This is a genomic window from Comamonadaceae bacterium M7527 (assembly GCA_021044545.1).
In the GTDB taxonomy this organism is placed as follows: Bacteria; Pseudomonadota; Gammaproteobacteria; order Burkholderiales; family Burkholderiaceae_C; genus RS62.
The window spans coordinates 1,884,883-1,898,722 of sequence record CP087990.1; the positions used below are offsets into that span (position 1 = coordinate 1,884,883).

Genomic DNA, 13,840 nt, shown 5'->3' on the forward strand with positions numbered 1-13,840 from the left:
AAACCGTCTCGCCCGCCTTCGCTGTGCGCTTGGTTCAAGACTGCTGCTGGACCTGCTCAGAGGTCTTGCCAAAGCGCCGCTCTCGGGTGCGGTACCACGCAATGGCTTGGTCCAGCGCCTTGGCGTCAAAGCTTGGCCACAGGGTGTCTGTGAAATACAGCTCGGTGTAGGCGGTTTGCCATAGCAAAAAGTTGCTGATGCGGCATTCGCCGCCAGTGCGCACCAACAGGTCTGGCGCAGGCATGTTGCCGCTTTGCAAGTAGCTGCTAATGGCGGCCTCGTCCAAAGCGTCGGGGCTGGCGTTGGGGTTGTCGCGCAGCCACTGCTGCATGGCTTGCACCAGCTCGGCACGCCCGCCGTAATTGGCAGCCACGTTGAGGTGTAGCGCATCGTTGTGCGCCGTGCAGTCTTGGGCTTGGGCAATCGCTTGCTGTATGGCAGGTGAAAACGCGCTGGTATCACCCAGCACACGCAGGCGCACACCGTTGTCGCGCATATCGTCAACTTCACTGCCCAAGTATTTTAAAAACAGGCTCATCAGCGCGCTGACTTCGTCGCTGGGACGTGCCCAGTTTTCAGTGCTAAAGGCGTACAGCGTGACGTACTTGATGCCGCGCTTGGCGCAGTTTTTGATGAGCTGCCTCACCTGGGCGGCGCCCTTGACGTGGCCTGCCACACGCGGCAGCAAACGTTGCTTGGCCCAGCGGCCATTGCCGTCCATGATGAACGCAATGTGTTGTGGTGGTGGTATGTCTTTCTTATGCATGTGCACACCAAGTGTAGCCACTGTGCGCAGATACTTGCCAATTTGCTGAGTATTTGTGCATGGCGGTTACAAGCCTCTGACCCAGCTGAGGGCTTCTTCAACGCGGTCAACGGCGTGAATGGTTAAGCCTTTGAATGCGGGGTCGTTTTTCTTGGGGGCGTTGGCTTTGGGCACTATGGCCAGCTCAAAGCCCAGTTTGGCGGCCTCTTTCAAGCGCTCTTGACCGCGTGGTGCAGGGCGTATCTCTCCGGCCAAGCCCACTTCGCCAAAGCTTACAAAACCTTTGGGCAATGGCTTGGCGCGCAGGCTGCTTTGAATGGCCAACAGCACGGCCAAGTCGGCCGCGGGTTCGCTGATGCGCACACCGCCTACGGCGTTGACAAACACGTCTTGGTCAGCACACGACACGCCGGCATGGCGGTGTGATACGGCCAATAACATGGCCAACCGGTCGCGCTCCAAGCCCACGCTGAGGCGGCGCGGACTGGGTCCGCCGCTGTCTACCAGGGCTTGTATTTCCACCAACATGGGGCGGCTGCCTTCAAGTGTCACCAACACACAAGAGCCAGATACGGGCTCTGGGTGTTGGTTTAAAAAGATGGCGCTGGGGTTGGCAACGCCTTTGAGGCCGCGCTCTGTCATGGCAAATACGCCAATTTCGTTGACGGCACCAAAGCGGTTTTTAATGGCGCGTATCAGCCTAAAGCTGGAGTGCGTGTCACCCTCAAAGTACAGCACGGTGTCTACCATGTGCTCTAACACGCGCGGCCCAGCCAATGCGCCTTCTTTGGTCACGTGGCCCACCAAAATAACGGCCACACCGGTGGCCTTGGCCAAGCGGGTGAGGTGGGCGGCGCATTCGCGCACTTGGGCGACAGAACCCGGGGCAGAGGTTAGCGCTTCTGAATAAACCGTTTGTATGGAGTCAATCACGCATACACGCGGCTTTTCTGCGGCAATTGTTGCAATGATGCGTTCCAAAGATATTTCAGCCAATACCCGCACTTGTGTGTTGTCCAGCCCCAAGCGGCGCGCGCGCATGGCCACCTGCGCGCCAGACTCTTCACCGCTGACGTACAGCGTGGGCACCTGCAAACTGAGTGCGTGCAAGGCTTGCAGCAGCAGTGTGGACTTGCCAATACCCGGGTCACCACCAATAAGGGCCACACCGCCGTCTACCAGTCCGCCGCCCAGCACGCGGTCCAGCTCGTCAACGGTGGTGGGCAAGCGGGCGAAGTCACGCGCCTCAATGTCGGCCAGGTTGGTCACAGCTTGGGGGGCGGCCAAGCCTTGAAAGCGGTTTTTGCTGGGGCTGCTGTTGGCGTTGTCGGCCACAGACTCTTGCAGGCTGTTCCATGCGTTGCAGTCTGGACATTTACCCAGCCACTTGCTGGATGTGCCGCCGCACTCAACGCAGAGGTAAATGCTTTTGTCTTTTGCCATAGTGGTGCCGCCTGCGCTTAGCCTGCCAGCACGGGGAATAGTTGCTGCAAGCCTTTTGCAATCACCTCCACCGACAGTGCCGCCAGGATCAAACCCATTAAGCGTGTCATCACGTTAATGCCTGTTTTGCCCAACACGCGCGAAATCGCGGGTGCGGCTGAAAAGCATACAAAGGTCAGCACGGCAATGACCACGCCGTAGCCCACCAAGGCCGCGTGCTGCCAAAAGCGCTGTGCTTGGTCGGCGTAAATCACCACGGTAGACATGGTGGCGGGGCCAGTCAATAGCGGAATGGTAAGCGGCACAACAGCCACAGAGTGCTGGCTGTGATCAACAGCTTGTGGCGGGGCATTGCCGTCAATGTTGTCAACGTCTTGGTCGTGTGTGGCCGCTTCTGCGGCACGCGCGTTAATCATGGACAGCGCAGATGTCAGCATCAGCAAGCCACCACCCACTTGAAAGCTGGCCAGCGAGATACCAAAAAACCCCAGAAAGCCCACACCAAACAGCGCGCACACTGCGATCACAGCAAAGGTGCTAAGCGAGGCGACTTGTACGGTGCGCCGCATTTGCGTGCGGTTAAAGCCCTGCGTGTAGTGCATAAAAAAAGGCACTATCGCCAAAGGGTTCACGATGGCAATGAGGGTAATAAGCGGCTTGAAATCCATGCCTACATTGTCAACGACAAATACAGCGCATGGACGCAGTTTTATCGCCCGCCAGAAATCTCCAGCATAGACATGGTGCAGTAGCTGGCTTGTTCAGAGGCCAGCCAGACAATGGCCTGTGCCACTTCTTCTGCGCTACCGCCTCTGCCCATGGGCACGCTGGCGGCCAAGTCGTTCACCCGGTTAGGCAAGCCACCTGACGCGTGTATGTCGGTGTCAATGAGGCCAGGGCGCACAGCGTTTACGCGTATGCCAAAGGGTGCAACCTCTTGTGCCAAGCCGTGTGTGAGTACGTCCATGGCGCCTTTGCTGGCGGCGTAGTCCACGTATTGGTTGGCACTGCCTAGACGAGAAGCCGCGCTGGATACATTCACGATGGCGCCGCCGTCTTTGCCCAAAGCGGTACTCATGCGCTTAACGGCTTCGCGGCAGCACAAAAAGGCGCTGATGGTGTTGGTGGTAAACATGCGCAGCAAGCGCGCCTCTGTCATGTCCTGTACGCGGGCGGTCTTATCCACCACACCTGCGTTGTTGACCAGCACATCAAGTCGGCCAAATTGCTGGTCAACGGCGTCAAACAGCGCAAGCACACCTTCTTCCTTGCTCACGTCGGCCTGCACGCAAATCGCGTTGCCGCCACTTTGCCTGATGTCGGCTGCAAGCTGCTCGGCTGGCGCGCGCTGGCTTTGGTAGTTGATGACCACGGCATAGCCTTGCGCGGACGCCAGCTTGGCGGTGGCCGCGCCAATGCCCCGACCGCCACCGGTAATCAGCATTACTTTTAAATCATTGCTTTGTGCGGTGGTGGTCATGTCAGCGTCCTGTGTGGTCTGTTTTATTGGGCCAGCAAACGTGCAGCGTCTCTGGCGAAATAGGTCAATATGCCATTGGCACCGGCGCGTTTAAACGCCAGTAGTGACTCCATCATCACCGCGTCGTGGTCTAGCCAGCCGTTTTGCGCAGCGGCTTTGAGCATGGCGTATTCCCCACTGACTTGGTAGGCAAATGTGGGCGCCAAACTCGTCTTTCACGCGGCGCACCACGTCTAGGTAGGGCATGCCGGGCTTGACCATCACCATATCGGCGCCTTCGGCAATGTCAAGTGCGACTTCGCGCAGGGCTTCGTCTGAGTTGCCGGGGTCCATTTGGTAGACCTTTTTGTCGGCCTTGCCCAAGTTGGCTGCTGAGCCGACAGCATCGCGGAAAGGGCCGTAAAAGGCGGATGCGTATTTGGCGCTGTAGGCCATGATGCGCGTGTGTACAAAGCCGTTGGCTTCAAGTGCGCTGCGAATGGCTGCAATACGCCCGTCCATCATGTCGCTGGGGGCTACCATGTCTACGCCAGCGGCTGCTTGCGCAAGTGCCTGCTTCACCAACACGTCAACGGTGGTGTCATTGACGATGTAGTTGTGCTCATCTAGCAAGCCGTCTTGTCCGTGGCTGGTGTAAGGGTCTAGTGCGACGTCGGTCATGATGCCCAGCTGCGGGAACTTGGCCTTTAGTGTGCGCACCACCTTGGGTATCAGGCCCTCAGGGTTAAACGCTTCATCGCCGTTAGGCGTTTTGAGTGACTGGTCAATCACCGGAAACAAGGCCATTACCGGTATGCCTAGGTTCACGCAGTCTTGCGCGACGTCCAGCAGCAAGTCCAGGCTTAAGCGCTCAACGCCAGGCATGGAGGCCACGGTTTCGCGCCGTCCAGACCCTTCCAAAACAAACACGGGGTAAATCAAGTCGTCAACGCTTAGGCTGTGCTCACGCACCAAGCGACGCGTGAATGCGTCGCGGCGCAGGCGGCGAGGGCGGTTGGCTGGAAAGGTGCTGGTGCTGTGTTTACTCATGGTCGCTATTGTGGCAAATGCGCGCGCAGTTGCTGGCGCACAGTCGACACGATTTAAACATGTTGCCTTTAGTATTGCTTCTGTTGCGCCGGGTATTTGTACTGTTGGGCACAGACAACAAATGGCCCTAGGTGTTTCCCTTGCTTTGTGTGCAGAGTCGGGTTTCAGGCCGGTGTGCCGGGGTGTGCGGGGTACCATTCATGTGGGTGTTGTTGAGAGACGACGCTCCCCGCTTTTCCTCCCTGAGCGGGAGCCTTGACGTGTGACAGCGAATAGGCTTTCTAGCCCGGCATTGTCCGGGCTTTTTTTTGCGCGCCTTTGGCGTGTTTTGCCAGGTTATTTACAGCACGCCCAGAACGCGGAGTGCGCCAAGCCATACACTGAACACATGCTCTGGATCAAATCGCTTCACATTGTTTTCGTCGCCAGCTGGTTTGCTGGATTGTTTTACTTGCCGCGTATCTTCGTGAACTTGGCCATGGTGCCCGATGGCAGCGACGCCGAGCGCGAGCGCCTGCTGTTGATGGCGCGCAAATTGTTGCGCTTCACCACGCTGTTGGCGGTTCCTGCCATGGTGTTTGGCTTCATGTTGTGGTTGCACTACGGCATAGGCAAAGGCCCTGGCAACGGTTGGTTGCATGCCAAATTGCTGGTGCTGGTGCTGGTATTGGGCTACCACCACTCGTGCGCCAGCTTGTTGCGCAAGTTCACTGCAGGCGCCGTCACGCGCAGTCATGTGTGGTTTCGCTGGTTCAACGAAGTGCCCGTGGTGTTGCTGCTGGTGGCGGTTGTGCTGGTGGTTGTTAAACCTTTTTAGCAAGCCCTGCCGTGTCGCCATTGAGAGGTGCTATGGGCATGCCCCAAGGCAACTACAAGTGCCACGATGTCTATGAATAAGGCCGCCGATATTGCCAATGCTGTATCTGTAACGACAGCTGCGCGCCCCATGTCCATGGCGGCGATATTGGCTTGGGCATTTGCCGCGTTGGTGGTGTACGCCTCACTTTATCCGTTTGGTGGCTGGTCTGGTCCTGGCATTGGGCTTGTCGATTTGCTGCTGTCACCACTGCCGCAGTATTGGACATGGTTTGACGTATTGACCAACGCGGTGGGTTATGCCCCCTTGGGCTTTTTGGTTACTGTGGCGGCATGGCGCACCAGCAGCAGCGTGGTTAGTCGCAGCGCGGCTTTGGTGCTTGGCGTTGTGGTGTGTGGCGCCTTGTCATTGGGCTTGGAGTGGAGCCAGTCTTTTTTGCCCGGGCGTATTCCATCTAATGTGGATTGGGCGCTCAACACAGCGGGCGGCCTGTTGGGTAGTGCTTGCGCCGCATTGGCGTTTCAAACCACCTTGATCGCCAAGTGGGACGCGTGGCGCCACACGTGGCTGGTGTCTGGCGCCAAGCTGGACCTGGTGCTGCTGGGCTTGTGGCCTGTGGCGGCGCTGTACCCCAGCGCCGTGCCATTTGGCCTTGGGCATGTCCGTGTGCCGCTCAGTAACCTGGACGTTGCGAGCTGGAACGCACCTTCTTGGCTGATCGGCCCTCTTAGTGATTTTCACGCTTGGGCGGCACGCACGCTGCCCGCAATGACTGGCCTGCAAGAGGCTTTGGTGATGGGGCTATCGGTGTGCGCACCGTTGCTATTGGCATGTGCGGCTGGGCGAAGCGCCAGGGTGCGCTTGTGGGCTGCGGCTGTGGTGTTGCTCTCGGCGTTTGCGGTGGGTGCGGTGTCTGGTGCACTCACCTACGGGCCAGAACATGCGTTGGATTGGTGGCGCCCCAACATGTGGTTGGCCTTGGTGCTGGTGGCGGGCATGTCGTTTGTTGCGCTGTGGTTGAGCAGGTCTGCGCTACTGATTTTGTTGGTGTTGAGCTCTTTGCTGACGCTGTGGCTGCTCAACACCAGTGGTGCCAGTGCCTACCTCGATCAGTCGCTGCAAATTTGGCAAGCAGGGCCTTTCATTCGCTTTCATGGCGCGTCGCAATGGCTGGGTTGGCTGTGGCCTTTTATGGCGCTGGCGTATGCCGCCGTACGTTGCTGGCAGCGCTAGTTTCGGCGTCTTAGGCGGCGCATTGCAAAGCGAATGGCGCAGCTACTTACAATGGCAGGCATGAGCGACCAAGCCAACACAACACCCCCTTCGGACCATGCGCCTTATTACCAAAGGCACATCTTTTTTTGTTTAAACCAACGCGGTGACGACCAGGCCTGCTGTGCCCAGTTTGCTGCGCAGCAAGGCTTTGACAGGTGCAAGTCCCAGGTCAAAGCCAAGGGCCTGAGCGGTAAAGGTCAAGTGCGCGTGAATAAATCAGGCTGCTTAGACCGCTGTGCTGGCGGGCCTGTGGCAGTGGTTTATCCAGAAGGCGTTTGGTATACGTTTGTTGATGACCACGACATCGACGAAATAGTTGATGTGCATTTGGCGGGCGGTGAGGTTGTGTCGCGTTTGCAGTTGCCTGACAACGTGGGCCGATGAACGCGCAAACCGAGTACCTGCAAATTAACGGCCCGGCCGGTGTTGTAGAGGTGGCGCGTGACAGGCCTGTTTTAGCCCACGGCGGCACCCGTGGCACGGCGTTGATTGCGCACCCACATCCCTTGTTTGGCGGCACCATGCACAACAAAGTGGTGCAAACCCTGGCGCGCGCTTTTGTGCAGCAAGGCTGGGAAGCCGTGCGCTTCAACTTTAGAGGTGTTGAAAACAGCGCTGGCGTGCACGACAACGGCGTGGGCGAGCTTGACGACATGCTGGCCGTGTTGGCGGCCTTGGCGCCCAGCGGGCCGTTGTGCTTGGCTGGCTTTTCCTTTGGCGGCTTTGTAGCCGCCGCGGCGTTGGCTGCATGCCATGCGGCAGGTCGAGATGTACAGCATGCTGCATTGGTTGGCGTGGCTGCCAGCCGCTTTAGCGTGCCAGCCGTGCCGCCTCAATGGCAGGAGCGCACATTGGTGGTGCATGGTGAGGCCGACGACACCGTGCCCCTGAGCGCCGCCATGGACTGGGCTAGGCCCCAGTTGCTGCCGGTGACCGTGGTGCCCGATGTGGGACATTTCTTTCATGGCCAGTTGCCCTTGTTAAAGTCATTGGTGTTGCGCCACATTGCTGCGCCCGTGGCTTTGCCTGCGCAAGCTTAGTTTTTATCTTTCTACCGACTCACTGTTTGGCTCAGATGACCTATTTGGACTGTTTTTCGTTTGCGCGCCGCGCAATGTCTGCGTGTATCTGCGCGTGTGCTCTTTGGGCTGCGGCCAGCGTGTCCGCCCAGACTGCTGTCGCCCCACCGTCTATTGCGGCCAAGGCTTTTTTGCTGATGGACGTGACCAGCGGGCAAATATTGGCTGAGCAAATCAGCGACGAGCCGGTGGAGCCAGCGTCGCTGACCAAGCTCATGACCGCCTACGTGGTGTTTGAAGCGCTCAAAAACAAGCAAATCACGCTGGACCAGACCTTTACTGTTAGCGAGCGTGCTTGGCGCATGCCTGGCTCGCGTATGTTTATTGAGCCAGGCATGGAAATACCTGTGCTGGATTTGCTCAAGGGCATGATTGTGCAGTCTGGCAACGACGCGACCACTGTGCTGGCTGAGGGTGTGGGTGGCTCGGTTGAGCAGTTTGTGTCCATGATGAACAGCCAGGCCAAGGTGTTGGGTCTGGCGGGCACCGGCTACCGCAACCCGGAAGGTTTGACAGCCGATGGCCACACGACCACGGCGCGTGACTTGGCCAAGCTGGCGACGCGCTTGATGCAAGACTTCCCTGAGTACGTGGGTTTGTACGCCATCAAGCATTACCGCTACCCCGGCACCCCCAAAGCCAATGACACCAACCGCAACCTGCTGTTGTTCAGAGACCCTAGCGTTGATGGCTTGAAAACAGGCCATACCAGCGCTGCGGGCTATTGCCTGGTTGCAACGGCCAGCCGCCCCGTTCCAGGCCTGGGTGGCGAGCGCCGCTTGTTGTCTGTAGTGCTGGGTGCTGACAGCTCGTCTGCCCGCGCTACCGAAAGCCAAAAGCTGCTCAATTGGGGTTACACCAGTTTTGATACGGTGCGCATCAGTGAGCCGGGCAAGGCGGTGGTGCAGCCGCGTGTGTGGAAGGGCGACCAGCAGCTTGCCCAGGTCGGCGTGCCCGGCGGCGTGGTGGTGTCTGTGCCGCGCGGATTGGGGGCTGGCGTGCAAGCCACCACCAAGCTCGATACGCCCCTATCAGCTCCCCTGGCGGCTGGCCAGTCGGTGGGTGAGCTTGCCATCACGCTCAAGGACGGCACTGTCGTGGCAACCTACCCGCTACAAGTGCTGCAACCTGTGGCACAGGCGGGTCTCATGGGCCGTTTGTGGGACACCTTGTTGTTGTGGACCGAGTAAGGCTTGGCAACGCGCGCAGGCCACCCAAAAAAGTGTCGCTTTTCAGGTACTTACCGCCCACAGTTGCGCAGTGCTGCGCTTTGGTGCTATAGTCGTGGGCTTTTCGCAGTGATGCGGGAGGTGCCCGTTCGCGCTTGCATCGTGTTTGGGTACAGATAAACAGCAGCCTTCAATTGGTGAATGGCTGCTGTATGTTTTTTGAATTTCTGACGTTTAGGGACGTTTCATGCCAACTATCAACCAACTCGTGCGTCACGGGCGGACGGTCGAACAGATCAAGTCCAAAAGCCCCGCGATGGAAAACTGCCCAAAGGCGCGGTGTATGTACCCGTGTGTACACCACAACACCGAAAAAGCCTAACTCCGCTTTGCGTAAGGTTGCCAAAGTGCGCCTGACCAACGGTTTTGAGGTGATCTCATACATCGGCGGTGAAGGCCACAACTTGCAAGAGCACAGCGTTGTTCTCGTTCGTGGTGGTCGTGTAAAAGACTTGCCAGGTGTGCGTTACCACATCGTTCGTGGCTCTCTTGACTTGCAAGGCGTGAAAGATCGCAAGCAGTCACGCTCCAAGTACGGTGCGAAAAAGCCAAAAGCCAAGTAATTTTTGACAGTAGGTGCTGTTCTGCATGGCTGCAGACACAGCGTAGTGACCCAAAACCCAGCAATTGTGCGGGCGGGTCGAGTAAGTGAGAATTCAACATAGTTCTCGCGGCCTGGGTGTCAAAGCTCCGGTCAACTGAAGCAATAAGAGGTGAATCAATGCCACGTCGTCGCGAAGTCCCTAAACGTGAAATCACGCCAGATCCAAAATACGGAAACGTAGAGCTGGCCAAATTTATGAACGTCATCATGCAAGGTGGCAAAAAAGCGGTCGCTGAGCGCATCATTTATGGTGCGCTTGACCACATGGAAAAGAAGTCAGGCAACCCAGACGTGCTGGAGTTGTTCAACGTGGCTATCAACAACGTGAAGCCTGTTGTTGAGGTCAAGTCCCGTCGCGTGGGTGGTGCAAACTACCAGGTGCCAGTTGAAGTGCGCCCTGTGCGTCGCTTGGCTTTGGCCATGCGTTGGGTCAAGGAAGCGGCTAAAAAGCGCAGCGAAAAGTCTATGGCTTTGCGCCTGGGCAATGAGCTGCTTGAGGCCACAGAAGGCCGTGGTGGCGCCATGAAGAAGCGTGACGAAGTGCACCGCATGGCCGAAGCCAACAAGGCGTTCAGCCACTTCCGTTTCTAATCGATCAAACGGTTTATTTTTTAAATTCACCAGGCCCGCCATGCGCGGGCTTGGTTGTTCTTCGGAGTTGTTTTCATGGCACGTACTACGCCACTTAATCGCTACCGCAACATCGGTATTTCGGCCCACATTGATGCGGGTAAAACGACTACCACTGAGCGGATTTTGTTCTACACCGGTGTGAACCACAAAATTGGTGAGGTGCACGACGGCGCTGCCACCATGGACTGGATGGAGCAAGAGCAAGAGCGCGGCATTACCATTACCTCAGCGGCAACGACTTGCTTCTGGAAGGGTATGGATAACTCACGCCCAGAGCACCGCATCAACATCATTGACACACCTGGACACGTTGACTTCACCATTGAAGTTGAGCGCTCCATGCGCGTGCTGGACGGCGCTTGCATGGTTTACTGTGCGGTGGGTGGTGTGCAGCCACAGTCTGAAACCGTATGGCGTCAGGCCAACAAGTACAAAGTGCCACGTTTGGCCTTTGTGAACAAAATGGACCGCACAGGTGCCAACTTCTTCAAGGTCTACGACCAAATGAAGCTGCGCTTAAAGGCCAACCCAGTGCCAATCGTGATCCCAATTGGCGCTGAAGAAGGCTTTAAGGGCGTGGTTGACCTGGCCAAAAACAAGGCCATTTTGTGGGACGAGGCTTCACACGGCATGAAGTTCGACTACGTTGACGTGCCTGAAGAGCTCAAGGCAGAAGCTGCCAAATGGCGTGAAAACATGGTTGAAGCCGCGGCGGAAGCATCTGAAGAGCTGATGAACAAATACCTTGAAGAAGGTGATTTGTCTGAAGCCGAAATCACAGAAGGCTTGCGTGTTCGCACATTGGCGACTGAAATCCAGCCTATGTTGTGCGGTACAGCCTTCAAGAACAAGGGTGTTCAGCGCATGCTGGACGCCGTGTTGGACTTGATGCCAGCACCTACAGAGGTGCCACCTGTTAGCGGTATTGACGACGACGAAAAAGACGTGATCCGCAAGGCTGACGACGAAGAGAAGTTCTCCGGCTTGGCGTTTAAGTTGATGACCGACCCCTACGTTGGTCAGCTGACTTTCGTGCGCGTGTACTCAGGCGTGCTGAAAAAAGGCGACTCTGTTTACAACCCGGTTAAGGGTAAAAAAGAGCGTATCGGTCGTATCGTGCAAATGCATGCCAACAACCGTGAAGAAGTCGAAGAAATTCGCGCCGGCGACATCGCCGCTTGTGTGGGCTTAAAAGACGTGACCACAGGCGACACCTTGTGTGACCAGGACGCCATCGTGACCCTGGAGCGCATGGTGTTCCCAGAGCCCGTGATTGCGCAGGCGGTTGAGCCAAAGACCAAAGTCGACCAAGAAAAAATGGGTATCGCTTTGCAGCGTTTGGCGGCAGAAGATCCTTCTTTCCGCGTGCGCACCGACGAAGAGTCAGGCCAGACCATCATTGCCGGTATGGGCGAGTTGCACTTGGAAATTTTGGTTGACCGCATGAAGCGCGAGTTTGGCGTTGAAGCCAACGTAGGCAAGCCACAGGTGGCCTACCGAGAGACCATTCGCAAAGTGGTAGACGAAGCAGCGGCAAGTTTGTTCGCCAGTCTGGTGGTAAGGGTCAGTATGGCCACGTTGTGTTCAAGATCGAGCCCAACGAAATGGGCAAGGGCTTTGAGTTTGTTGACGCGATCAAGGGTGGTGTTGTTCCTCGCGAATACATCCCAGCGGTTGAAAAGGGCGTGATCGAGGCGCTGACAACTGGTGTGTTGGCTGGCTACCCTGTTGTGGACGTTAAAGTCACACTGCACTTTGGCTCCTACCACGACGTTGACTCAAGCGAGATGGCCTTCAAGATGGCCGCGATCATGGGCTTCAAAGACGGTTGCCGCAAGGCCGGTCCGGTTATTTTGGAGCCAATGATGGCTGTGGAAGTGGAAACACCAGAAGACTACGCCGGTAACGTGATGGGCGACTTGTCCTCACGCCGCGGCATGGTTCAGGGCATGGAAGACATGGTGGGCGGCGGCAAGGCGATTCGCGCTGAAGTGCCACTGTCTGAAATGTTTGGCTACTCCACATCACTGCGTTCTGCCACACAGGGTCGTGCAACCTACTCCATGGAGTTCAAGCACTACTCGGAAGCACCGCGTAATGTGTCTGAAGCCATCATGGCTTCACGTGCCAAGTAATCTTTTGTAGCGCCCACCGTTTAGGCGGTGGGCGTCTTTTTTCTGGTCTGCGATGTCATGCCACCTTGTGCCCGTGCGAGGTGAATCAGCAATGATGTGCAGACGTAAAACCTGTACACGGGCATGTTCTTTTTTGGAGTATCAAAATGGCAAAAAGTAAATTCGAACGTACCAAGCCCCACGTCAACGTGGGCACCATTGGTCACGTTGACCACGGTAAAACCACATTGACAGCGGCGATCACGACCGTGTTGTCACAAAAGTTCGGTGGCGAGGCCAAAGGCTACGCAGATATTGACGGCGCACCTGAAGAAAAAGCGCGCGGCATCACCATCAACACTGCTCACGTTGAGTACGAGACCGAGACGCGTCACTACGCACACGTGGACTGCCCAGGCCACGCTGACTACGTGAAGAACATGATTACGGGTGCTGCCCAGATGGACGGCGCCATTTTGGTGTGTTCAGCTGCAGACGGCCCCATGCCACAAACACGTGAGCACATCTTGTTGGCCCGCCAGGTTGGTGTGCCTTACATCGTGGTGTTCCTGAACAAGTGCGACATGGTTGACGACGCCGAGTTGTTGGAACTGGTCGAAATGGAAGTGCGCGAGCTGTTGTCCAAGTACGACTTCCCAGGCGACGACACCCCCATCATCCAGGGCTCAGCCAAGCTGGCCGTAGAAGGCGACAAGGGCCCATTGGGCGAAGAAGCCATCATGAAGCTGGCAGCTGCTTTGGACAGCTACATCCCAACACCAGAGCGTGCTGTGGACGGCGCATTCCTGATGCCAGTGGAAGACGTATTCTCTATCTCAGGTCGCGGCACGGTTGTAACAGGCCGTATCGAGCGCGGCATTGTCAAAGTGGGCGAAGAAATCGAGATCGTTGGTATCAACGACACCTTGAAGACCACCTGTACAGGCGTTGAGATGTTCCGCAAGTTGCTGGACCAGGGTCAAGCGGGTGACAACGTGGGTATCTTGTTGCGCGGCACCAAGCGTGAAGAAGTTGAGCGCGGCCAAGTGCTGTGCAAGCCAGGCTCTATCAAGCCACACTCACACTTCACAGGCGAGATCTACGTGTTGTCCAAAGACGAAGGTGGTCGTCACACACCATTCTTCAGCAACTACCGCCCACAGTTTTACTTCCGCACGACAGACGTGACCGGCTCTATCAAATTGCCAGAAGGCAAAGAGATGGTGATGCCAGGTGACAACGTGTCAATTGAAGTGACCTTGTTGGCCCCAATCGCCATGGAAGAAGGCTTGCGTTTCGCGATTCGCGAAGGCGGCCGTACCGTTGGCGCGGGTGTGGTTGCAAAGATCATTGCTTAAGTTTTTTTGAGGC

11 protein-coding genes and 3 pseudogenes are annotated in these 13,840 nt (G+C 57.0%); 9 read left to right on the forward strand and 5 right to left on the reverse strand.

Annotated features, from left to right (window positions below):
- Positions 1-34: 34 nt before the first annotated feature.
- The 5 genes and pseudogenes from uppS to hemB form a co-directional block, all read right to left on the reverse strand.
- Complete coding sequence (uppS, locus tag LN050_09085; protein UFS55913.1) at positions 35-766, reverse strand: di-trans,poly-cis-decaprenylcistransferase; 732 nt, start codon at positions 764-766, stop codon at positions 35-37.
- Positions 767-832: 66 nt separating this feature from the next.
- Positions 833-2,209 carry a DNA repair protein RadA gene (gene radA / locus LN050_09090; GenBank protein ID UFS55914.1) on the reverse strand — a complete coding sequence of 459 codons (1,377 nt, stop codon included), beginning with the start codon at positions 2,207-2,209 and terminating at the stop codon, positions 833-835.
- Between the two features lie 17 nt (positions 2,210-2,226).
- On the reverse strand, positions 2,227-2,877 hold the full coding sequence (locus LN050_09095; GenBank protein UFS55915.1) for an NAAT family transporter: 651 nt from the start codon (positions 2,875-2,877) through the stop codon (positions 2,227-2,229).
- Positions 2,878-2,918: 41 nt separating this feature from the next.
- Complete coding sequence (locus tag LN050_09100; protein ID UFS55916.1) at positions 2,919-3,689, reverse strand: SDR family oxidoreductase; 771 nt, start codon at positions 3,687-3,689, stop codon at positions 2,919-2,921.
- A 23-nt stretch (positions 3,690-3,712) separates the two neighbouring features.
- Positions 3,713-4,718: pseudogene (gene hemB, locus LN050_09105) on the reverse strand (porphobilinogen synthase).
- A 388-nt stretch (positions 4,719-5,106) separates the two neighbouring features.
- Between hemB and LN050_09110 the strand changes: the two are divergent.
- The 9 genes and pseudogenes from LN050_09110 (at position 5,107) to tuf (ending at position 13,827) form a co-directional block, all read left to right on the forward strand.
- Positions 5,107-5,535, forward strand: coding sequence for a CopD family protein (locus tag LN050_09110; GenBank protein ID UFS55917.1), 429 nt, complete (start codon positions 5,107-5,109; stop codon positions 5,533-5,535).
- A 66-nt stretch (positions 5,536-5,601) separates the two neighbouring features.
- Positions 5,602-6,768, forward strand: a complete 1,167-nt coding sequence (locus LN050_09115; protein ID UFS55918.1) for a VanZ family protein — start codon at positions 5,602-5,604, stop codon at positions 6,766-6,768.
- A 60-nt stretch (positions 6,769-6,828) separates the two neighbouring features.
- Positions 6,829-7,194 carry a (2Fe-2S) ferredoxin domain-containing protein gene (locus LN050_09120; protein UFS57379.1) on the forward strand — a complete coding sequence of 122 codons (366 nt, stop codon included), beginning with the start codon at positions 6,829-6,831 and terminating at the stop codon, positions 7,192-7,194.
- Entirely contained in the window at positions 7,191-7,850 is a 660-nt protein-coding gene (locus LN050_09125) for an alpha/beta hydrolase (protein UFS55919.1), read from the forward strand. Before LN050_09120 ends, LN050_09125 begins: the two co-directional genes overlap by 4 nt.
- A 74-nt stretch (positions 7,851-7,924) precedes the next feature.
- Entirely contained in the window at positions 7,925-9,079 is a 1,155-nt protein-coding gene (locus LN050_09130; GenBank protein ID UFS55920.1) for a D-alanyl-D-alanine carboxypeptidase, read from the forward strand.
- A gap of 226 nt (positions 9,080-9,305) precedes the next feature.
- Positions 9,306-9,681, forward strand: a pseudogene (rpsL, locus tag LN050_09135) (30S ribosomal protein S12).
- A gap of 158 nt (positions 9,682-9,839) precedes the next feature.
- Positions 9,840-10,313, forward strand: coding sequence for a 30S ribosomal protein S7 (rpsG, locus tag LN050_09140; protein ID UFS55921.1), 474 nt, complete (start codon positions 9,840-9,842; stop codon positions 10,311-10,313).
- Positions 10,314-10,388: 75 nt separating this feature from the next.
- Positions 10,389-12,490: pseudogene (gene fusA, locus LN050_09145) on the forward strand (elongation factor G).
- Between the two features lie 146 nt (positions 12,491-12,636).
- On the forward strand, positions 12,637-13,827 hold the full coding sequence (gene tuf / locus LN050_09150; protein UFS55922.1) for an elongation factor Tu: 1,191 nt from the start codon (positions 12,637-12,639) through the stop codon (positions 13,825-13,827).
- Positions 13,828-13,840: the final 13 nt, after the last annotated feature.

What these genes read in the sequence shown, in the direction of transcription:
- radA (UFS55914.1), bottom strand. Translation starts at nt 2,209, where the DNA reads ATGGCAAAAGACAAAAGCATTTACCTCTGCGTTGAGTGCGGCGGCACA.
- LN050_09100 (UFS55916.1), bottom strand. Translation starts at nt 3,689, where the DNA reads ATGACCACCACCGCACAAAGCAATGATTTAAAAGTAATGCTGATTACC.
- LN050_09110 (UFS55917.1), top strand. Translation starts at nt 5,107, where the DNA reads ATGCTCTGGATCAAATCGCTTCACATTGTTTTCGTCGCCAGCTGGTTT.
- LN050_09095 (UFS55915.1), bottom strand. Translation starts at nt 2,877, where the DNA reads ATGGATTTCAAGCCGCTTATTACCCTCATTGCCATCGTGAACCCTTTG.
- LN050_09130 (UFS55920.1), top strand. Translation starts at nt 7,925, where the DNA reads ATGTCTGCGTGTATCTGCGCGTGTGCTCTTTGGGCTGCGGCCAGCGTG.
- LN050_09120 (UFS57379.1), top strand. Translation starts at nt 6,829, where the DNA reads ATGAGCGACCAAGCCAACACAACACCCCCTTCGGACCATGCGCCTTAT.
- LN050_09115 (UFS55918.1), top strand. Translation starts at nt 5,602, where the DNA reads ATGTCTATGAATAAGGCCGCCGATATTGCCAATGCTGTATCTGTAACG.
- rpsG (UFS55921.1), top strand. Translation starts at nt 9,840, where the DNA reads ATGCCACGTCGTCGCGAAGTCCCTAAACGTGAAATCACGCCAGATCCA.
- LN050_09125 (UFS55919.1), top strand. Translation starts at nt 7,191, where the DNA reads ATGAACGCGCAAACCGAGTACCTGCAAATTAACGGCCCGGCCGGTGTT.
- uppS (UFS55913.1), bottom strand. Translation starts at nt 766, where the DNA reads ATGCATAAGAAAGACATACCACCACCACAACACATTGCGTTCATCATG.
- tuf (UFS55922.1), top strand. Translation starts at nt 12,637, where the DNA reads ATGGCAAAAAGTAAATTCGAACGTACCAAGCCCCACGTCAACGTGGGC.